Genomic DNA, 18437 nt, shown 5'->3' with positions numbered 1-18437 from the left:
GGTCTGGGGGTGGTGGTGCTGTCTGCGTCCTGTCTGCGTCCTGGCGGCGTCAGCGCCGCACGCGCGCGCTGCCTCCGCCGGCGAGCGCACGCACCTCCGCAGCCGTCGCCATCGAGGTGTCGCCGGGTGTCGTCATCGCGAGCGCTCCGTGGGCGGCGCCGAGCTCGAGGCACTGCTGCAGGGGTTCGCCCTGCAGCAGGCCGTAGACGAGCCCGGAGGCGAAGCCGTCGCCGCCTCCCACGCGGTCGTAGATGCCGAGGTGGTCGCGTGGCGCCGAGGCCAGCACGCCGGTCTCCGGCGACCAGGCGATCGCCTGCCAGTCGTTGTCGCTGGCGTTGTGCACGGTGCGCAGCGTCGTGGCGATGACCTTGAACCACGGCATCTTCTCCGCGACCGTGCCGACCATCGCCTCGAAGCTGTCCATCGGCAGCGAGCTGAGGTTCTCGTCGACGTGGGCGACCTCGAAGCCGAGGGACGCGGTGAAGTCCTCCTCGTTGCCGATCATCACGTCGACGTGCCCGGCGAGCCGGGTGTTGACGTCGCGGGCGAACTCCGGGCCACCGATGCCGGCCCAGAGGCTGGGTCGGTAGTTGAGGTCGAAGGAGACGATCGTGCCGTGCTTCTGGGCGGCGGCCATCGCCTCCTCGGCGACGGCGGCGGTGTGCTCCGACAGGGCTGCGTAGATGCCGCCCGTGTGGAGCCAGCGGACGCCGCGACGGCCGAAGAGGTCGTCCCAGTCCACCGTGCCGGGCTTCATGTGCGCGATCGCGGTGTTGGCCCGGTCGGAGACCCCCACCGCGCCGCGCACGCCGAAGCCGCGCTCGGTGAAGTTCAGCCCGTTGCGGACGGTCCGGCCGATGCCGTCGTAGTCCTCCCAGCGGATCAGCGAGGTGTCCACGCCGCCCTGCATGATGAGGTTCTCGACGAGGTGGCCGATCTCGTTGTCGGCGAGCGCGGTGACGACGCCGGCACGGAGGCCGAAGACCTTCCGCATGCCGCGGGCGACGTTGTACTCACCGCCGCCCTCCCACGCCTCGAACCGGCGAGCGGTGCGGATCCGGCCCTCCCCCGGGTCCAGGCGCAGCATCACCTCCCCGAGCGCGACGATGTCGAGCTCGCACTCCTCGGCGGGACGGGTCTCGATGGTCATGCGGTGGCTCCTTGCAGAGAGTCGTAGAGGGCGGTGGAGGCGGCGCAGCGGCGGGTGACCTCGTCCCAGCGGGCCTCCCCCAAGAGGTCGCCGGCGACCATCCAGCTGCCGCCGACGGCGGCGACCGACGGGTGCGCGAGGTAGGCCGGGGCGGTGTCGACGGTGATGCCGCCGGTGGGCATGAAGCGCACCTGCGGGAAGGCCGCTGCCAGCGCCTTGATCGTCGGGAGTCCCCCGTTGGCCTCGGCGGGGAAGAACTTCACGGTGTCGAGGCCGAGGTCGAGGGCCTGCATGATCTCGCTCGGCGTGCTGATGCCGGGGACGACCGGCACGCCGGCCTCCTGGCAGCGTCGTACGACGGACGCGCTGAGGCCCGGGGACACGATGAACCTCGCCCCCGCCTCGAGCGCCTCGTCGACCTGCCGGGCGGTCAGCACCGTGCCGGCGCCGACGACCAGGGCGTCGTTGCCGGCGAGCCGGCGCAGGACGGCCGCAGCCTCGGGGGTGCGGAACGTCGCCTCGGCGACGGGCAGGCCGCCCGCCACGAGTGCGGCGCCCAGCGCGTCCGCCCTGGCTGGGTCGTCCAGGACGACCACCGGGACGATCCGGTGGCCGCCCAGGACGTCTGTGGGGCTCCCGCTCATCGGAGCTCGGCGATGACGGTCTTGAGCTCGGTGTAGTCGTCGAGCCCGAAGGAGCCGAGCTCGCGACCCCAGCCGGACTGCTTGAAGCCGCCGCGGGGCAGCGTCACGTCGTCGGCGTGCCACGTGTTGAGCCAGACCGTGCCCGCGCGCAGCTTGCTGCCGACGCGGTGGGCGGTGCCGAGGTCCTTGGACCAGACACCGGCGGCCAGGCCGTAGACGGTGTTGTTGGCCGCGGCGACGACCTCGTCCTCGGTGTCGAACGGGATCGCGGTGATGACCGGGCCGAAGATCTCGTCGGTCTGGACGGCCATGTCCTCGGTGACGCCGGTGATGAGGGTCGGCGAGAAGAAGTAGCCCTTCTCGGCCGCCCGGTCGGGGCTGCCGGCGACGATGTTCGCACCGTCCTGGACCGCGCCGCGGACGTAGCCCATGACCTTCTCGTGCTGCTCCTGCGAGACCAAGGGGCCCATGGTCGTGTCGGCGTCGAAGCCGTTGCCGACCTTGATCGCCTTGGCCGCCGCGGCGACGCCCTCGATGACCTGGTCGAAGACGTCGCGCTGGACGTAGAGGCGCGAGCCGTTGACGCAGCACTGGCCCTCGTTGAAGTAGCCGGCGAGCGCGGCGCCCGCGATGGCCGCCTCGAGGTCGGCGTCGTTGAAGATGATGTTGGGTGCCTTGCCGCCGAGCTCGAGGGAGACCTTCTTGAGGTTCTTCGAGGCACCGGCCGCGATCTTCTTGCCGACCTCGGTGGAGCCGGTGAAGGCGACCTTGTCGACGTCGAAGTGGTCGACGAGGGCGGCACCCGCGTCGCCGAAGCCGGGCAGCACGTTGACGACACCGGCGGGGACGCCGGCCTCGAGCAGCAGCTGGCCGAGGTAGAGCGCGGTGAGCGGGGTCTGCTCGGCGGGCTTGAGGACGATGGTGTTGCCGGCGGTGATCGACGGGATGATCTTGAACGCCGCCATGGTGAGCGGGAAGTTCCACGGCACGATGCCCGCGACGACGCCGATCGCCTCGCGACGGGTGTAGGCGTGGAAGTCACGACCCGGCACCGACATCGGGATGGTGGTGCCCTCCATCTTGGTGGCCCAGCCGGCGAAGTAGCGGAACAGCTCGGCGGCCACGCCGGCGTCGCCACGCGCGGACGCCAGGCTCTTGCCGTTGTCGAGGGACTCGAGCTGGGCGAACTCCTCGATGCGGTCGTCGATCATGTCGCCGATGCGCCACAGCAGGTGCGAGCGCTCGCGCGGGGTCATCCGCGACCAGGGCGAACCGGCCTCGAAGGCGTTGCGCGCAGCGACGACGGCGCGGTCGGCGTCCACGGCGGACGCCTGGGCGACCTTGACCAGGACCTCCTCGGTCGCGGGGTTCACGGTGTCGAAGGTCTGGCCGTCCTTGGCGTCGACCCACTCGCCGTCGATCAGCAGCTGACGGGGCGAGGAGAGGAACGAGGAGACGGCGGGGAGGAGCTGGGAGTTCTGCTGGGACTCGGTGGACATGAGAGGCCTTCCGGTGCGGGGTGATGTCTGGGTCAGGGGTGGAGAGGTCTGTCGGCCGCGACTACTTGATGATCGCCACCTTCGACCGGTCGAGGGTCAGAGCGACGGCGGCGACGATGATCGCGCCGTAGAGGATCTGCTCCCAGGCCGACGGGACTCCGACGATCGGCAGGCCGACGCGGAGCAGGGTGACGACGAGCGCGCCGGCGAGGCTGCGCCACAGCGAGCCGTGGCCGCCGGTGATCGCCGTACCGCCGACGACGATGGCGGCGACCGCCGGCAGCAGCAGGTTGTCGGCCATGGTCGGGCTGCCGCTGAAGTTGCGGGAGGCGAGCATCACGGCGGCCAGGCCGGCGCAGGCGCCGGAGATGGTGAACGCCATGACCTTGACCAGGTCGACGGGCGTGCCGGCCAGGCGGGCGGCCGACTCGGAGTAGCCGGTCGCGCGGACGAAGCTCTCCAGCGGGGTGAGCTTGATGACGAGGGAGATCACCGCGACCACGAGCAGCGCCACGAAGAACGACATCGGGACGTAGCCGGCGACGTAGAGGTTGAGCCACTTGGTGGCGTCGCGGTCGACGACCCGGATCGGGCCGGCGTCGGAGATGACCAGTGCGATGGCGGAGAAGATGCTCATGCCGCCGAGGGTCACCACGAACGACGGGATCCGGAGCAGCACGTGGGCGATGCCCTGGACGGCGCCGATCGCACCGGCCGCAGCGATGACAGCGACGATCGTGAGACCGCTCAGGTCGGGCAGCCACATCGCGAACAGCACCGTGGACAGCGAGCAGAGCGCCGCGATCGAGAGGTCGATGCCGCCGCACAGCACGACCAGGGTCGCGCCGGCCGCGAGGACGACGAGCGGGGCCGAGGTGCGGACCGCGGCGGTGAGGCTGCGCTGCGTCAGGAAGTCCGGGTCGGCGATCGTCAGCGCGGCGAGCAGCGCGACGAGCGCGATGACCGGCATGAACGAGGTGACGCGCTGGGCCAGCGTGGGGCCGCCCCGGACGATCGCGGGCTCGGCCGCGGGGTTGGACTCGGGGGTCGCGATGACGGGGGTGCTCATCTCAGACCATCTCCTTCACCAGGTCGAGCGGGGTCGGCTTGCCACCGGAGGGGCACGCGACCTCCTTGGTCGCCCGGCCGTCGTTCATCACGATGATCCGGTCGGACATGCCGATGGCCTCCTCGAGGCTGTCGGCGAGCAGCACGGTGGCCACGCCGCTGTTGGCGAGCTCGCGCATCAGGCGGTAGACCTCCGACCGGGCTCCGATGTCCAGGCCGCGCGTCGGGTGGTCGAGCAGCAGCAGGCGGATGTCGCCGGCGACCAGCCAGCGGGCCAGGACGACCTTCTGCTGGTTGCCGCCGGAGAGGCGACCGATCTGGGTGCCGCGGTGCGGGGTGCGGATCGAGAGGCGCTCGATCCACGTGTCGACCAGGCTGGCCTGCTTCTGCGGGACGACCATCGGGCCGGCGCAGCGCGACTTCTGCTTGGTCAGCGTCATGTTGTCGGCGACCGACATCGGCCCGACCATGCCCTCGATCTTGCGCTCCGCGGGTACGTAGCCCACTCCGGAGGCGACCGCGGCGCGGGTGCCGGACAGGTCGAGCTTCTCGCCGTCGAGGGTGACCTCGCCGGCCAGTGTCGGCTCGGCGCCGAACAGGGCACGGCAGACGTCCTCGCGGCCGGAGCCGTGCACGCCGACGATGCCGACGATCTCCCCGGCCGCCACCTCGAGGTCGACGTCGCGGAAGGTCTTGCCGGACAGGCCCTTCACGACCAGGCGCGGGGCAGCTGGCTCGTCGGCTCGCTCGGCGAGGCCGTCGTGGTAGTGGTCGTCGGAGCCGGTGGAGCCGATCATCATGCGGTGCAGGTCGCCGGGCGCGGCGCCCGCGGTGGCCACCTCCCCCACCGACTGGCCGCCACGCAGCACGGTGACGCGGTCGCACACGTCGAGCACCTCGTCGAGGCGGTGCGAGACGAAGATGACCGAGGCGAACTCGCGCAGCCGGCGCACCTGGGTGAAGAGGGTCTCGATCTCCTTCGACTCCAGCACCGAGGTCGGCTCGTCGAGGATGATCACCGGCGGGTTGGAGGTGCGCTCCTCGATCCGGAGCACCTTGGCGATCTCGACCATCTGGCGCTCGGCGAACGAGAGTGAGTCGGTGCGCGCGAGCGGGTCGATGTGGGAGCCGATCTTGTCGAGCTGCTCCTGCGCCAGCTTGCGCATCGTGTCCCAGCGGTAGATGCCGCGCCGGACGCCCGGGCCCTCGCTGCCGAGGACGATGTTCTCGGCGGCAGTCAGGTTGGGCACCAGCGACTGCTCCTGGAAGACCATGCCGATGCCGTGGTCGGCGGCGTCGACGACGCTCTTGAGCCTGACCTTCTCCCCCCGCACCCAGATCTCCCCGGCGTCCGGCCGGACCAGGCCGACCAGCGCCTTGAGCAGCGTGGACTTGCCCGCGCCGTTCTCCCCGGCGAGGCCGAGCACCTCGTTCTGGCGGACGACCAGGTCGACACCGTCGAGCGCCTTGACGCCCGGGTAGTGCTTGACCAGGCCGCGCACCTCGAGGGCGTTGACCGGGGCCGGCGCCGGTGCCTCGGGGGCTGCCTGCAGGTTCGTGGTCACTTGGTCACCTGGTTCCTACGACGCTGGGGGATGACGGCGGCCGAGACGGCCGCGACGACGATGAGTCCCTGGACACCGCCCTGCCAGTAGGGGCTGACCCCGACCTGGACGAGGCCGTTGGTGAGGACGGTGACGAGGAGGACGCCGACCGCGGAGTGGAGCACCCCGCCGCGGCCGCCGGTGAGCAGGGTGCCGCCGACGACGGCGGCGGTGATCGCCGCGAAGTCGTAGCCCTTGCCGGCCTGGACGAGGCCGGCGCTGAGCTGGCTGGTGACCATCACGCCGGCGAGCCCGTAGAACGCCCCGGCGAGGGTGAACACGGCCACCTTGTAGGGGGCGACCTTCACGCCGGAGAGCGCGAGCACCTCCTCCGCGCCGCCGATGGCGTACGCGTAGCGGCCCAGGCGCGAGTAGCGCTGGATGAGCCAGCCGATGAGGACGCAGGCCATCGCGATCCAGGTCAGGTAGGCCAGGCCGAGGAAGCGGTGGACCGCCCAGCCGTGGAGCATCTCGTCGGAGATGTTGGGCTGGACGCCGGCGAACATGAGCGTCGCGACGCCGAGCCCGACGGCCGAGACGCCGAGCGTGGTCATGAAGGACGGGACCTTCAGGCTGACCAGGGCCATCCCGCTCAGGCAGCCGAGGCCGGCGCCGAGCAGGACGGCGACCAGGATCCCGAGCAGTCCCCAGTCGTTGCCGTTCCTGTTGTTGGCGACGAGGAGGGCCACCGCGATCGCGGAGGCCCCCATCACGCCGGGGACGGAGAGGTCGATCGACCCCATCATCAGCACGAAGGTGATGCCGCAGGCCACGACGGCGAGGACCGCCGCCGCGTCCATGATGTTCTGCACGTTGCCGACCGTGCGGAAGTCAGAGCTCAGCACCGAGAAGATGCCGAAGATGACGACCAGGGCGATCGGCGGACCGGCGTCCCGGAGCGACACCCCCCGCCGAGGCCGGGGGCGCGGCGCGACAACTGCCTCGGTGTCGGCCTGGGCGGGGGATGTCATGGTCACGAAATCGCGCCCTGCGAGCGGCTGAAGACGTTGTCGCACTCGAAGTCGGACTCGTCCACCTCAGGAGCGGTGAAGTCGCCGACGTTGTCGCCGGTGATCAGGAACTGCTCGGCGAACCAGGCGCGGTCCTCGTCGGCGATGTCGTCGACGGAGAGCTCACCGGTGGCCACGCAGTAGCCGATCGCCAGGCCGATGCCACCCTGCCACGGGCCGTCGGAGGAGACGGTCGCGGTCATGGCCCCGTCCTCGATGGCCGTCAGCGCGTCGGGCACGGCGTCGATGCCGACGACCGCGACGTCGTCACGGCCGGCCTGCTCGAGCGCGGCGAGCGCGCCGAGCGCCATGTCGTCGTTGGCGGCCCAGATGCCCTTGATCTTGTCACCGTGCTTGGTGAGCAGGGTCTTGGTGACCGCGAGCGCCTCGTCACGGGAGAAGTTGGCGGTCTGGTCGTCGAGGAGCTCGACGTCCGGGTTGGCCTCCAGCGACGCCTCGAGACCGGCGAAGCGGTCCTTGGCGGCGCCGGTGTCCAGGATGCCCTGGAGGGCGATGATGCCGCCCTTGCCGCCGATCGCCTCGGCGAGCGCGTCACCGATCTGCTGGCCCGACTCGACACCGTTGTAGGTGATGTGGCTCAGCCACTGGCTGTAGTCGGTGACGTTGACGTCGGCCGGCTTGTTCCACTGGGTGACGAGGTAGGCACCGGCCTCCTGCGCACCCTCGACGATCGGCAGGGTGTCCGAGTCGCCGTTGGGCAGGATGTTCATGACGAGGCACTCGGTGTCGCCGGCGAGCAGCTGGGTGATCTGCTCCTGCTGCTTGGTGGAGTCGCCGTCGTAGGTGAGGCGCTTCTGGGTCAGGCTGACCTGCTCGGCGAACGCGTCACCGCCGTCGAGCCAGGAGGCCTCGTAGGGGTTGGACTCGTTGCGCACCTGGCCCACGAGGACGACGTCCTCGGGAGCACAGCCGCCGGCTTCGGCACCGCCGCCGGCCCCGCCGGCCTCCTCACTGCAGCCCGCGAGGGCAGCAGCGGCCAGGGTCAGGCCGATGACGGCTGCAGTGGGTCGGGAGATGGACTTCATGGTCGATCCTCATTCTCTTCGGTGCCGGGGTCCGGCGGGTGGGACTGACTGGTTCTGCGCCCCGAGTGGTGGTGGGTTGCTGCTCTTCTCTGTGGTGGTGCAGTGATGGTGCGGGTGGTGCCGGTACTGCGGTGAAGCGGGGTGGGTCAGTGGTAGGTCGGTGGTGAGTCGGTGGTGAGTCGGTGGTGGGTCAGCGGGCCATCCAGCCGCCGTCGACGACCAGGACGTGGCCGTTGACGTAGTCGGCGGCGGAGGAGCTGAGGAACACGGCTGCGCCGGCGATGTCGTCCGCGTCGCCCCAGCGGCCGGCCGGGATGCGCTCGAGGATGGACCGCGAGCGGTCGGCGTCCTCGCGGAGGGCGGCGGTGTTGTCGGTGGCGATGTAGCCGGGGGCGATGGCGTTGACCTGCACGCCGTGGGGGCCCCACTCGTTGGCCAGCGCCTTGGTCAGGCCCGCGACGGCGTGCTTGCTGGCGGCGTACGACGCGACGCGGATGCCGCCCTGGAAGGACAGCAGGCTGGCGATGCTCACGATCTTGCCGTGGCCGCGCTCGACCATGGGCCGGCCGAGCTGCTGGCACAGGAAGAACAGGCCGTTGAGGTTGACGTCCAGCACCCGCTGCCACGCGGCGGGGTCGACGTCGACCGCGTCCTCGCGGTCGATGATCCCGGCGTTGTTGACCACGATGTCGACCTGCCGGGCTGCGGCCAGCTCGGCACCGACCTGCGCCACCGCGGCGTGGTCGCCGAGGTCGAGGTCGACCACGTCGGCCTTGCCGCCCGCGGCGAGCACGGCCTCGCGGGTGTCGTCGCTGCTGCCCGGGCGGCCGAGCAGGACCAGGTCCGCGCCCGCCCGGGAGAGGCCGAGCGCGACGGCGCGCCCGATCCCGCGACCGGCGCCGGTCACCACCGCGCACCTGCCGTGCAGGTCGAACGGCGACCGGGTCGGGCCCGGGTCGCTCGGCAGGGACGCGTCGATCACAGGTCCTCCACCGCGACGGCGCTCAGGTCGGTGTAGCAGTTGTTCTCCCCGGCCATCGCCCAGATGAAGGCGTACGACCCGGTGCCGGCACCGGCGTGGATGGACCACGGCGGGGAGATGACGGCCTCGCGGTTGCGGAGCACGAGGTGGCGGGTGTGACCCGGCTGCCCCATGAAGTGGAAGACGCGGTCCTCCTCGGCGAGGTCGACGTAGCAGTAGACCTCGGTGCGGCGGTCGTGCAGGTGCGGCGGGAAGGTGTTCCACACCGAGCCGTCGGCGATGACGGTGACGCCGAACTGGAGGACGGAGGTCTCCACGTCCTGGCCCCAGACGTAGCGGAAGAGGTTGCGCTCGTTGGCCGCCTCGGCGGAGCCCAGCGCCACCGGCTCGACGTCGCGGTGGACCAGCGCCGTCGTCGGGTACGTCGCGTGGGCCGGGGCCGAGACCCAGTAGAACGCGGCCTCGGCGCCGGCGAAGGCGACGTCGCTCCCCCGGCCGACGAAGAGGCCGTCGAGGTGGTCGAGCTCGAACTTCTCGCCGTCGACGAGGACGTGGCCGGCGCCGCCGACGTTGATGACGCCGAGCTCGCGGCGCTCGAGGTGCTGGTCGGCGCCGAGGACCTCGGTGTAGGCCGGGAGGTCGAGCTGGCCGGTGCCGGGCACCGCGCCGCCGACGACCATGCGATCGTCGTGGGTGTAGGTGGCGCGCACCTCCCCCTCGACGAAGAGGTCCGTGACGAGGAAGTTCTCGCGCAGGTCCGCCGTGGTGGACGTCTCCGCACTGCTCGGCGACGTCGAATATCGAACCTGGATCACGCGGGCACCCCTTGGTCTATGTGAACTGCGTTCGTCTATGTGAACTGAGTTCGAGACTATACGTGACGGCCGTCACTGGTCAAGGGGTCGAAACCTTTCCATGTATGTGAACTCGCAGTACGCTTATTCTCATCTCGGGGGACACCTCCCCGTGCCCCCTGGACTCCACGAGGAGAAGTGCCATGACGCAGAGCGCAGAACTGATCAAGGAGGCCGCCGGCCCCACCGCGGCCGGCCCGGTCAAGTCGGCGGCCCGCGCCCTCGACCTGCTCGACGAGATCGCGGCCAACGGTCCCGGCACCCAGCTCCAGCTCTCCACGCGGCTCCACATCCCCAAGAGCAGCCTGCACGCCCTGCTGCGCACGATGACCGACCGCGGCTGGCTCCAGACCGACCCGACCGGCAGCGTCTATCAGCTCGGCATCCACTCCCTCGTGGTGAGCTCGGCCTACCTCGACGGCGACCCGGTGCTCGCCCGCGCCCAGTCGGTCCTCGACGAGGTCGCCGCCGCCACCGAGGAGACCGTGCACCTCGGCCGCCTCGACGGCGCCGACGTCATCTACACCGCCAAGCGCGAGTCGATGCACCCGCTGCGCATGCACTCCGCGGTGGGCCGCCGGCTGCCCGCCTTCGCCACCTCCCTCGGTCGCGCGCTCCTCGCCGAGCTCCCCGAGGACCAGCGCCGCGACATGGTGCCCGAGCACATCACCGCGATCACGCCCAACACCACGACCGACAAGGACGCGGTGCTCCACATCATCGAGACCGCGCAGCACCAGGGCTACGCGACCGAGAGCGAGGAGTCCTGCATGGGCGTGCGCTGCTTCGGCGTCGCGCTGCCCTTCAGCCACCAGGCCGTCGACGCGCTCAGCGTCGCGGTCCCGATCAGCCGCCTCGACAACGGTCGCGAGGACCTCATCATCGAGACGCTGCTCAGCGTGAAGGCCCGCCTGGCCGCCGTGCACGGCAACAGCCTGGTCCGCTGAGGCGTCGCGTCGCCCTCAGTGGGCGAGGCGCTCCACCACCGCCCGCAGGGGCGGCCAGCTGTCGCGCCCGCGGCGGGTCACGGCGTACGCCCTGAGGTGGACCGACGGGTCCCTCACCCGGACGACGCTGACACCGCGCCGGGACGCGCGGCCGCGCGGCAGCAGCCCCACTCCCCTGCCCGCGACCACCAGGTCGTCGAGCAGCTCGAGGGAGTCGATCCGGTGCACCACGCGTGGGACGAAGCCGGCGCGCGAGGCGAGGGTGCGGAGCGCGACCTCGTCGGCGGTGTTGCGCGAGTTCACGATCCAGTCGCGGTCGGCGAGGTCGGCCAGCCCGAGGTGCCGGTCGCGGGTCGGCACGCCGACGCCCCACTCGACGTCCCACAGCGCGGTGACCTCGTGGTCCTCGCGCCACTCCACCGGCGCGAGGTCGTAGTCGTAGACCAGCGCCAGGTCGACGTCGTCGCGGGCCAGCAGGTCGAAGGCCTCGAGCGGCTCGTACTCGTGGACCCGCACCTCGATGCCCGGGTTGGTGTCCCGCAGCTCGTCGATCGCGGGCAGCAGGGAGCGCCGGATGGCCGAGGCGAACCCGGCGACGCGCAGCACCCCGAACGGCTCCGAGCTCGGGTCGAGGTCGAGGCGGGCGGCGTCGACCGCCGCCAGGATGGTGACCGCGTGCTCCGCGAGGCGACGCCCTGCGGGCGTGAGCCGGACCCGGCGGCCGTCGGGCTCGAGCAGCGGGCTGCCGACGTCCCTGGCGAGGGCGGCGATGCCCTGCGAGACGCTCGAGGTGGTGGTGCCCATCGCGTCGGCGACCTCGTGCATCGAGCCGAGGCGGGACAGCTCGAGCAGCATCTGGAGGCGTCGGACGTCCATCCCTTGATTGTGCAGGATCACTGAACATTCAGTCCAGCAAAGTCACGTGGACACGAACACTCCCGCTGGCCTTCACTGGAGCCATGCACCTCTCCCCCGCTCGCACCGGCGCCCGCGTCGGCACCTCGATGGCCGTCGCCTCCATGCTCTGCGTCCAGCTCGGCCTGGCCGCCTCGGTCGGGCTCATCGACGACGTCGGCGCCGGCGGCGCGGCCTGGCTGCGGCTCTTCTGGGCCGGCGTCCTGCTGCTCGTGCTGGTCCGGCCGCGGCTCTCCACGTTCAGCCCCGAGGCCCTGCGGGCGGGCACGGCGCTCGGCATCGCCACGGCCGGGGTCACCCTCCTCTTCATGGCCGCCGTCGCGCGGCTGCCCCTCGGCACGGCGAGCGCCCTGGAGTTCCTCGGCCCCCTCGGCGTGGCCGTCGTGCGCAGCCGTGGGACCGGACGCGTGTGGGCCCTGCTCGCGGCGGCGGGCGTGCTCTGCCTGACCCAGCCCTGGACCGGCGACGCCGACCCGGTGGGCGTCGCGTTCGCTCTGGCCGCGGCGTGCTGCTGGGCGGCGTACATCCTGCTGACCCAACGGGTGGGCGACGCGGTCAGCGGCCTCGGGGGGCTCGCCATCTCGATGCCGGTCGCGGCCGTGGTGGCGACGCTGGTCGCGGGTCCCGGCGTGGTCGACGACCTGACCCCCGAGCTGATGCTGGTCGGGCTCGGCCTGGCCGTGCTGCTGCCGGTGGTGCCGTTCGCCCTCGAGCTGCTGGCGCTGCGCCGGCTGACCACCGCGGCCTTCGGCACGCTGATGGCGCTCGAGCCGGCCTTCGCGCTGGTCATCGGCTTCCTCGCCCTGGCCCAGGTGCCCAACGCGCTGTCCGTCGTCGGCATCGGGCTCGTCGTGGCCGCCGGCATCGGGGCCGAGCGCAGCGGCGCCCGGGAGGTCGAGCCCGAGGCCGGGCGGGTCGACCCGGCACCCACCCCCGTCTGACGGCTACGCCAGCCCGAGGTGCTCGCGCACCGCCGGGGCGAACGGGCTCCACGCGCACCAGCGGGGGAAGTCCCGGACCAGCCGCGGCGGGCCGCTCAGGCTGAGCGCGCCCTGGGCGAGCGCCTCGGGATAGGTGACGATGCCGGAGAACACCCGCATCAGGTCGACCGGCGCCACTGCGACGGTGAGGTCGGTGTCGAAGCCCGGCGGGTCAGTGCAGATCGAGGGCTCCCGCCGCTCGATGACCATCCAGATCCGGGTCGGGGAATCGCCGGCGTAGTCGAACTGCACCACCGTGCGCTGGTCCGGGAGGGCGTCGACCTCCAGGCGCCGTGACATCCACCAGGTCAGGGTCACCGGGTCGACCTCGCGCGGCTCGGGCTCGCTGAACATCCAGCGCACGGCCCACTCGCCGACGGCCATGATCACCGGCTCGAGGTCCCGTCCGGCCGGGGTCAGGTGGTACTCGTGGCCCGTCGGGACCGGCACCCGCTCGACCACGCCCTTGCGCTCGAGGTGCTCGAGCCGCTGCTTGAGCAGCGTGCGCGAGATGCCCGGGAGCCCGCGCGCGATCTCGTTGAACCGCTTCCCGCCCAGCACCAGCTCGCGCACGATCAGCGGGGTCCACCGCTCCGCGAGGACCGAGCTGGCCAGCGCGACCGGGCAGTACTGCCCGTAGTCCTTCATGTCCCCAGTGTCGGCCCGCTCCGGGCGCGAGTCCAGAAAATGTTCCGGTGGGGTCCAGAACTCGTTCTGGAGGCGGACCGGCCGATCGGGCGAGCGTGGTGGTCCACCCGATCAGAGGAGGAGACCACCATGACCACCACCTTCGACCCGACCGCCTTCAAGGCCACCACCCGCGCCCAGTGGGAGACCGCCGCGGACGCCTGGCACCGCTGGGGCCCGACCATCGAGGACTGGCTCGGCGCCGCGACCGAGCGGATGCTCGACGACGTACGCCTCGCAGCGGGGGCGCGGGTGCTCGACGTCGCCGCCGGCGCGGGCGGGCAGTCGTTCGCCGCCGCGCGCCGTGTCGGCCCGACCGGGCACGTCCTGGCCACCGACATCTCCCCCGCGATCCTCGAGCACGCCGCGGCCGCCGCGGCCGAGCAGGGCCTCCCCCAGGTCGCCACGCTCGAGGCGGACGGCGAGGACCTCTCCGCCGTCGCCGACGCGAGCTACGACGCCGCGATCTCGCGCGTCGGGCTGATCTACTTCCCCGACCAGCACCGCGCGCTGTCGGAGGTCCACCGCGTGCTGCGGCCGGGCGGGCGGCTGTCGTCGATCGTCTACTCGACGCCCGACCTCAACGGCTTCTTCGCGCTCCCGGTCGGGATCATCCGGCGGATCGCCGGACTGCCGGCCCCGGCCCCGGGGCTCCCCGGACCCTTCAGCCTCGCCGCGCCCGGCGTGGCCGAGGCGGCGTACGTCGCGGTCGGCTTCACCGACGTCACGGTGACCTCGGTCCCGTCCCCCGTGCGCATGGCCAGCGCCCGGGAGTGCGTGCGGTTCGAGCACGAGTCGTTCGGTGCGCTGCACCAGATGCTCTCGGGAGTCGGCCCCGACGACCGCGACGCGGCCTGGCTCGAGATCGAGGAGGCGCTCCGCCAGTTCGAGGGACCCGACGGCTTCGTCGGCCCGTGCGAGATGCTCGTGGTCAGCGGCACCAAGCCCTGAGGGCGAGCGGGGCTGGCACGCCACCCCGACCTCTGGCACGTTGGTCGGGTGACCGCCGAGGCTGCCCCGACCGTCGCTCCCCGCGACTGGTCCGCCGAGCCCGCGGACGTGCTGCTCGCCGACGGCACCATCGCGGTCATCCGGTCGCTGCGCGCCGACGACCGCGACGCCGTCCTCGAGCTGCACGAGTCGGTGTCCGTGGACACGCTGCGGCTGCGGTTCTTCTCGCCCAGCCGGGAGGCCGGCCGTCACTACGTCGCCCACCTCTTCGCGCCCGACAACACCCGGTCGGCCGCACTGGTGGCCGTGATCCGCGGCCGGGTCGCGGGGCTCGCCACGGCCGAGCTGCTCACGCCCGACAGCGCCGAGGTCGCCTTCCTCGTCGCCGACGAGGACCGCGGCCGCGGCCTGGGGAGCCTGCTGCTCGAGCACCTCGCCGCCCTCGGTCGCCAGCACGGGGTGAGTCGCTTCGCGGCCGAGGTCCTCGGCGACAACTACGGGATGCTGCGCGTCTTCCGCGCCGCCGGGTTCGGTGCGACCCGCAGGACCGTCGAGGGCGAGGTCGAGGTCGAGCTCCGCACCGACGCGTCGCGCGAGGCCGTCGAGGCGGCCGACCGGCGCGAGTGGCGGGCGGCCGCCCGGTCCCTCCGGCCCCTGCTGCACCCGACCAGCGTGGCCGTCGTCGGCGTCCGCCGCTCTGCCGGTGGCTTCGGCCACGGCGTGCTGCAGGCCATCCGGAGCTCGCCGTACGCCGGGACCCTGCACGTCATCCACCCCGAGGCCGAGTCGATCGACGGCCTCCCCGCCGCCCGCAGCCTGGCCGGGCTCGAGGGCCCGGTCGACCTCGTCGTGGTCGCGGTGCCGGCCGACGGGGTGGCGGACGTGCTGCGGGACGCCGCCGCCAACGGCGCCGGTGCCGCGGTCGTGATCTCGTCCGGATTCTCGGGCTCCGGGAGCGACGAGCGCCGCCACGAGCTGCTCGAGCTGGCCCGGAGCCACAGCCTGCGGCTGGTCGGGCCGAACTCGCAGGGCGTCCTCGACAACGCCGACGGCCTCAACGCGACCCTCCTCCACGACGTCCCCGAGGTCGGCGGCCTCGCCGTCGCGTCGCAGTCGGGCGGGATGGGGTTCGCGCTCCTCGACCTCGCCCGCGACGTGGGCCTCGGCGTGCACGCGTTCGTCTCGCTCGGCGACAAGATCGACGTCTCGAGCAACGACCTGCTCGCCGCGTGGATGGACGACGACGCGGTCGCGGCGGGGGCGCTCTACCTCGAGTCGTTCGGCAACGCGCTGAAGTTCGCGCGGACCGCACGGCGCTTCGCCGAGCAGAAGCCGCTGCTGGCGGTGGTCGGCGGACGCTCGCGGGCGCGCCAGGACACCACGTCCACCGTCGGCGTCGGCGTCGACGCCCTGCTCGACCAGTCCGGGGTGATCGCCTGCCACACCGGCGCCGAGCTCACCGAGACCGCCCTGCTGCTCGTCGAGCAGCCCCTCCCGGCGGGCCTCCGGGTCTGCATCGTGTCCAACACCGGCGGGGTCGGTGCGCTCACGACCGACCGGGCCGGCGGCCAGGGCATGCTCGTCGCCGCGACCTCGGCCGGGCTCGGCGAGGCCCTGCACGCCGCGGCGCCCGGCGCGGTCGACGTACGCAACCCGGTGGACCTCGGCGCCGACGTCACGCCGGCCGAGCTGACCGCGGCGCTGCGGGCGGTGTTGGACAGCGGCGAGGCCGACGCCGTCCTGGTCATGCTCGTGGCCAACCGGCTGACCGACCGCGACGCCCTCTTCGCGGCGGTCGCGGAGGCGCGTCCGTCCGGGCCCGAGGTGCCGCTGCTGCTCGTCACCCCCGGTGCGGCCTTCGACGCGGCGCGCGGCCTGCCGGGCGTCACCGCCTACCGCACGACCGACGCCGCGATCGGGGCGCTGGGCCGGGCCATGCGCTACGCCGCCTGGCGGCGCGTCCCGCCCGACCAGCCGGAGGTCGAGCTCGGCACCCGCGGTGTGCACGCCCGCACCTGGGCACGGTCGCGGCTGGCCGCGCGCGACGGCGAGCCCGAGTGGCTGGCGCCCTCGGCCCAGGCCGAGCTGCTGGCGCCCTACGGCATCCACCTCGTCGGCGGCCTCGCCGCCGGCCCGGAGTCCGCGGCGCGCCTCGCCGACGAGACCGGCTACCCGGTGGCGGTGAAGGTGGCCGACCCGACGGCGCTGCACAAGTCCGACCGCGGGCTGGTGCGCATCGACGTACGCACCGGTGGTGACGTCTCCGATGCCGTACGCCGCTTCGCCGACGAGCTCGGCCGGCCCGACGTCGACGTGCTGGTCCAGCCGCTCGTGCTCGGTCACCAGGCCTCGGTGGGGCTGGTGCGCGACCCGCAGCTCGGTCCGCTCGTCCGGGTCGGCGGCGGTGCTGCCGGACCCGCCGGCAGCTGGGCCGAGGACGTGTTGCTGCTGCCCCCGGTGGAGGCCGCCGACGCCGCCCGGGCCGTGCGTGCGCTGCGACTCTGGCCCCAGCTCGTCGGCGACCACGGCCTGGAGGAGGTCGACCTCGCCCCGCTCGAGGCGCTGGTGGTGTCGGTGGGCCGCCTCGCCGTCGACGTGCCCCACGTCGCCGACCTCACCCTCGAGCCCGTCGTCGTCAACGCGCACGGCCTCTTCTGCGTCGACGTCAAGGTGCGCATCGCCGAGCCGCCCGAGCTCGACACAGGGATCCCGCGGCGGCTGCGCTCCTAGCCCATCGCGCCCAGCACGGCCGCGCGCACGTGGGGGTGCACGAGCGGCGGCACGTCCTCCGCGGTGAACCAGCCGATGTCGACGTGCTCCTCGGGTGCGACGTTGGTCGGCGTTCCCTCCCACTCCCTCACCAGCCAGGCACTCAGGACGGCCTCCCCGGCCCCGGGACGGACGGTCACCCGGCACAGGTGCGACGCCGAGGTCACCCGCACACCGAGCTCCTCGCGGAGCTCCCGCTCCAACGCCTGCTCCTCCGACTCACCCGCCTCCACCACGCCACCGGGCAGGTCCCACACGTCCGGGAACGCGTGCTTGTCGGGGCTCCGGTGCGCGAGCAGCACCCGCCCCTCGTGGACGAGCGCGCCGACGACGACCTGGACCATCAGGCGCCTGCCGACTGCCGGGTGCGCAGGTCCGCCAGCGCCTCGTCGAGGTCGGGGTGGGCGAAGCGGAAGCCGCTCTCGAGGAGGCGGGCGGGGACCGCGCGACGTCCGGTGAGCGCGAGCGCCGGGTCGGTGCGCAGCAGCACCGCACCCAGACGCACCAGCGCGGCCGGCGTCGGCGGGGCCGCCGGGCGACCGAGGCTGCGACGCAGCGCTGCCATCAGGTCGGTGTTGCGGGCGGGCTCCGGCCCGGTCGCGTGCAGCACGCCCGCGAGCGTCGAGCCCGGCTCGAGGACCGTGCGGACGATGGCCAGCCAGTCGTCGACGTGCGTCCAGCTCACCCACTGGGTGCCCGGCCCGACGCGACCGCCGAGGCCCCAGCGCGCGAGCGACCAGAGCCGGTCGAGGGCCGGCGTGTCGTTGTCCAGCACGATCCCGGTGCGCAGCACGACGAGGCGATCGGTGTTCGCGCCCTCGACCGCCGCCTCCCAGGCGCGGGCGACGCCGGCCATCTGGGGCGGCCCCGCAGCGGGCGGTGCCGCCTCGTCGAGGACGGCGTCACCGGCGTCGCCGTAGATCGCGAGCGTGCTCGCCTGCACCCAGACCGGGACCGGCGCGTCGAGTGTGCGGCTCGCGTCGACGAGGGCCCGCGTCGGTTGCACGCGCGACGTGGTGAGCAGATCGATGTTGGCCGCGGTCGGCCGGCGGTCGACGAGCTCACCGGCGAGGTTGACCACGGCGCTGCCGGCGAGCTCCTCGGCCCACGGCCCCACCGTGCGTCCGTCCCACTCGACCTGCCGGTACGGCCCGGGCCTCCGACGACGCGTCAGGACGACCACCTCGTGCCCTGCGGCGACGAGGTCGGCGCACAGCCGACGTCCCAGCGCACCCGACCCACCCGCCACCACGACCTTCACGGGCGCGAATGTACGTCAGCCCGTGGGCGCGTTCCGCGCACGACGCACGCCTTCTCCGCCTACCCTGCGC

17 protein-coding genes are annotated in these 18437 nt (G+C 72.8%); 4 read left to right on the top strand and 13 right to left on the bottom strand.

Going from position 1 to position 18437, the window contains the following annotated elements; translation table 11 throughout:
- Positions 1 to 49: 49 nt before the first annotated feature.
- The 9 genes from ACE3QY_RS08925 to kduI all read right to left on the bottom strand — a co-directional run bounded on the left by ACE3QY_RS08925 (position 50) and on the right by kduI (position 9818).
- Entirely contained in the window at positions 50 to 1150 is a 1101-nt protein-coding gene (locus ACE3QY_RS08925) for a sugar kinase (protein WP_374455659.1), read from the bottom strand.
- The gene (gene eda / locus ACE3QY_RS08920; protein ID WP_374455658.1) at positions 1147 to 1794 is read right to left on the bottom strand and encodes a bifunctional 4-hydroxy-2-oxoglutarate aldolase/2-dehydro-3-deoxy-phosphogluconate aldolase; all 648 of its coding nucleotides are present in this window, start codon (positions 1792 to 1794) and stop codon (positions 1147 to 1149) included. The genes ACE3QY_RS08925 and eda overlap by 4 nt, the downstream gene beginning before the upstream one ends.
- A complete protein-coding gene (locus ACE3QY_RS08915; protein WP_374455657.1) occupies positions 1791 to 3293 on the bottom strand; it encodes an aldehyde dehydrogenase family protein in 1503 nt (500 codons plus the stop codon). Before ACE3QY_RS08915 ends, eda begins: the two co-directional genes overlap by 4 nt.
- A gap of 61 nt (positions 3294 to 3354) precedes the next feature.
- Complete coding sequence (locus ACE3QY_RS08910; RefSeq protein WP_374455656.1) at positions 3355 to 4362, bottom strand: ABC transporter permease; 1008 nt, start codon at positions 4360 to 4362, stop codon at positions 3355 to 3357.
- Between the two features lies 1 nt (position 4363).
- A complete protein-coding gene (locus tag ACE3QY_RS08905) occupies positions 4364 to 5926 on the bottom strand; it encodes a sugar ABC transporter ATP-binding protein (protein WP_374455655.1) in 1563 nt (520 codons plus the stop codon).
- Positions 5923 to 6870 carry an ABC transporter permease gene (locus tag ACE3QY_RS08900; protein WP_374455654.1) on the bottom strand — a complete coding sequence of 316 codons (948 nt, stop codon included), beginning with the start codon at positions 6868 to 6870 and terminating at the stop codon, positions 5923 to 5925. The genes ACE3QY_RS08905 and ACE3QY_RS08900 overlap by 4 nt, the downstream gene beginning before the upstream one ends.
- A gap of 68 nt (positions 6871 to 6938) precedes the next feature.
- Positions 6939 to 8021, bottom strand: coding sequence for a sugar ABC transporter substrate-binding protein (locus tag ACE3QY_RS08895; RefSeq protein WP_374455653.1), 1083 nt, complete (start codon positions 8019 to 8021; stop codon positions 6939 to 6941).
- Between the two features lie 190 nt (positions 8022 to 8211).
- Entirely contained in the window at positions 8212 to 9003 is a 792-nt protein-coding gene (gene kduD / locus ACE3QY_RS08890; protein ID WP_374455652.1) for a 2-dehydro-3-deoxy-D-gluconate 5-dehydrogenase KduD, read from the bottom strand.
- Complete coding sequence (gene kduI, locus ACE3QY_RS08885; protein ID WP_374455651.1) at positions 9000 to 9818, bottom strand: 5-dehydro-4-deoxy-D-glucuronate isomerase; 819 nt, start codon at positions 9816 to 9818, stop codon at positions 9000 to 9002. The genes kduD and kduI overlap by 4 nt, the downstream gene beginning before the upstream one ends.
- A 182-nt stretch (positions 9819 to 10000) precedes the next feature.
- On the opposite strand from kduI, the gene ACE3QY_RS08880 reads away from it, so the two are divergent.
- Positions 10001 to 10804 (top strand): IclR family transcriptional regulator, encoded by an 804-nt coding sequence (locus ACE3QY_RS08880; protein WP_374455650.1) that lies wholly within the window; start codon positions 10001 to 10003, stop codon positions 10802 to 10804.
- A 15-nt stretch (positions 10805 to 10819) separates the two neighbouring features.
- Here ACE3QY_RS08880 and ACE3QY_RS08875 read toward each other — a convergent pair whose 3' ends face one another.
- Positions 10820 to 11680 carry a LysR family transcriptional regulator gene (locus ACE3QY_RS08875; RefSeq protein ID WP_374455649.1) on the bottom strand — a complete coding sequence of 287 codons (861 nt, stop codon included), beginning with the start codon at positions 11678 to 11680 and terminating at the stop codon, positions 10820 to 10822.
- 83 nt (positions 11681 to 11763) lie between these two features.
- Here ACE3QY_RS08875 and ACE3QY_RS08870 point away from each other — a divergent pair, with 83 nt between their 5' ends.
- The gene (locus tag ACE3QY_RS08870; protein WP_374455648.1) at positions 11764 to 12660 is read left to right on the top strand and encodes a DMT family transporter; all 897 of its coding nucleotides are present in this window, start codon (positions 11764 to 11766) and stop codon (positions 12658 to 12660) included.
- Positions 12661 to 12663: 3 nt separating this feature from the next.
- On the opposite strand, the gene ACE3QY_RS08865 is transcribed toward ACE3QY_RS08870, so the two are convergent.
- Positions 12664 to 13347, bottom strand: coding sequence for a winged helix-turn-helix transcriptional regulator (locus tag ACE3QY_RS08865; protein WP_374455647.1), 684 nt, complete (start codon positions 13345 to 13347; stop codon positions 12664 to 12666).
- A gap of 129 nt (positions 13348 to 13476) precedes the next feature.
- Here ACE3QY_RS08865 and ACE3QY_RS08860 point away from each other — a divergent pair, with 129 nt between their 5' ends.
- The gene (locus ACE3QY_RS08860) at positions 13477 to 14337 is read left to right on the top strand and encodes a class I SAM-dependent methyltransferase (protein ID WP_374455646.1); all 861 of its coding nucleotides are present in this window, start codon (positions 13477 to 13479) and stop codon (positions 14335 to 14337) included.
- Between the two features lie 48 nt (positions 14338 to 14385).
- A complete protein-coding gene (locus tag ACE3QY_RS08855; protein ID WP_374455645.1) occupies positions 14386 to 17067 on the top strand; it encodes a GNAT family N-acetyltransferase in 2682 nt (893 codons plus the stop codon).
- Here the strand turns inward: ACE3QY_RS08855 and ACE3QY_RS08850 are convergent.
- Both ACE3QY_RS08850 and ACE3QY_RS08845 read right to left on the bottom strand, forming a co-directional pair.
- The gene (locus ACE3QY_RS08850) at positions 17064 to 17450 is read right to left on the bottom strand and encodes an NUDIX domain-containing protein (protein ID WP_374455644.1); all 387 of its coding nucleotides are present in this window, start codon (positions 17448 to 17450) and stop codon (positions 17064 to 17066) included. The genes ACE3QY_RS08855 and ACE3QY_RS08850 overlap by 4 nt on opposite strands.
- Positions 17450 to 18367, bottom strand: a complete 918-nt coding sequence (locus ACE3QY_RS08845) for a TIGR01777 family oxidoreductase (RefSeq protein WP_374455643.1) — start codon at positions 18365 to 18367, stop codon at positions 17450 to 17452. The genes ACE3QY_RS08850 and ACE3QY_RS08845 overlap by 1 nt, the downstream gene beginning before the upstream one ends.
- Positions 18368 to 18437 lie beyond the last annotated feature (70 nt).

Source organism: Nocardioides sp., from assembly GCF_041913365.1.
Classification (GTDB): domain Bacteria; phylum Actinomycetota; class Actinomycetes; order Propionibacteriales; family Nocardioidaceae; genus Nocardioides.
The sequence above is the reverse complement of the archived record's forward strand: the minus strand, read 5'-3'. Positions and strand labels throughout refer to the sequence as shown.

What these genes read in the sequence shown, in the direction of transcription:
- ACE3QY_RS08925 (WP_374455659.1), bottom strand. Translation starts at nt 1,150, where the DNA reads ATGACCATCGAGACCCGTCCCGCCGAGGAGTGCGAGCTCGACATCGTC.
- eda (WP_374455658.1), bottom strand. Translation starts at nt 1,794, where the DNA reads ATGAGCGGGAGCCCCACAGACGTCCTGGGCGGCCACCGGATCGTCCCG.
- ACE3QY_RS08915 (WP_374455657.1), bottom strand. Translation starts at nt 3,293, where the DNA reads ATGTCCACCGAGTCCCAGCAGAACTCCCAGCTCCTCCCCGCCGTCTCC.
- ACE3QY_RS08910 (WP_374455656.1), bottom strand. Translation starts at nt 4,362, where the DNA reads ATGAGCACCCCCGTCATCGCGACCCCCGAGTCCAACCCCGCGGCCGAG.
- ACE3QY_RS08895 (WP_374455653.1), bottom strand. Translation starts at nt 8,021, where the DNA reads ATGAAGTCCATCTCCCGACCCACTGCAGCCGTCATCGGCCTGACCCTG.
- ACE3QY_RS08880 (WP_374455650.1), top strand. Translation starts at nt 10,001, where the DNA reads ATGACGCAGAGCGCAGAACTGATCAAGGAGGCCGCCGGCCCCACCGCG.
- ACE3QY_RS08875 (WP_374455649.1), bottom strand. Translation starts at nt 11,680, where the DNA reads ATGGACGTCCGACGCCTCCAGATGCTGCTCGAGCTGTCCCGCCTCGGC.
- ACE3QY_RS08870 (WP_374455648.1), top strand. Translation starts at nt 11,764, where the DNA reads ATGCACCTCTCCCCCGCTCGCACCGGCGCCCGCGTCGGCACCTCGATG.
- ACE3QY_RS08865 (WP_374455647.1), bottom strand. Translation starts at nt 13,347, where the DNA reads ATGAAGGACTACGGGCAGTACTGCCCGGTCGCGCTGGCCAGCTCGGTC.
- ACE3QY_RS08860 (WP_374455646.1), top strand. Translation starts at nt 13,477, where the DNA reads ATGACCACCACCTTCGACCCGACCGCCTTCAAGGCCACCACCCGCGCC.
- ACE3QY_RS08850 (WP_374455644.1), bottom strand. Translation starts at nt 17,450, where the DNA reads ATGGTCCAGGTCGTCGTCGGCGCGCTCGTCCACGAGGGGCGGGTGCTG.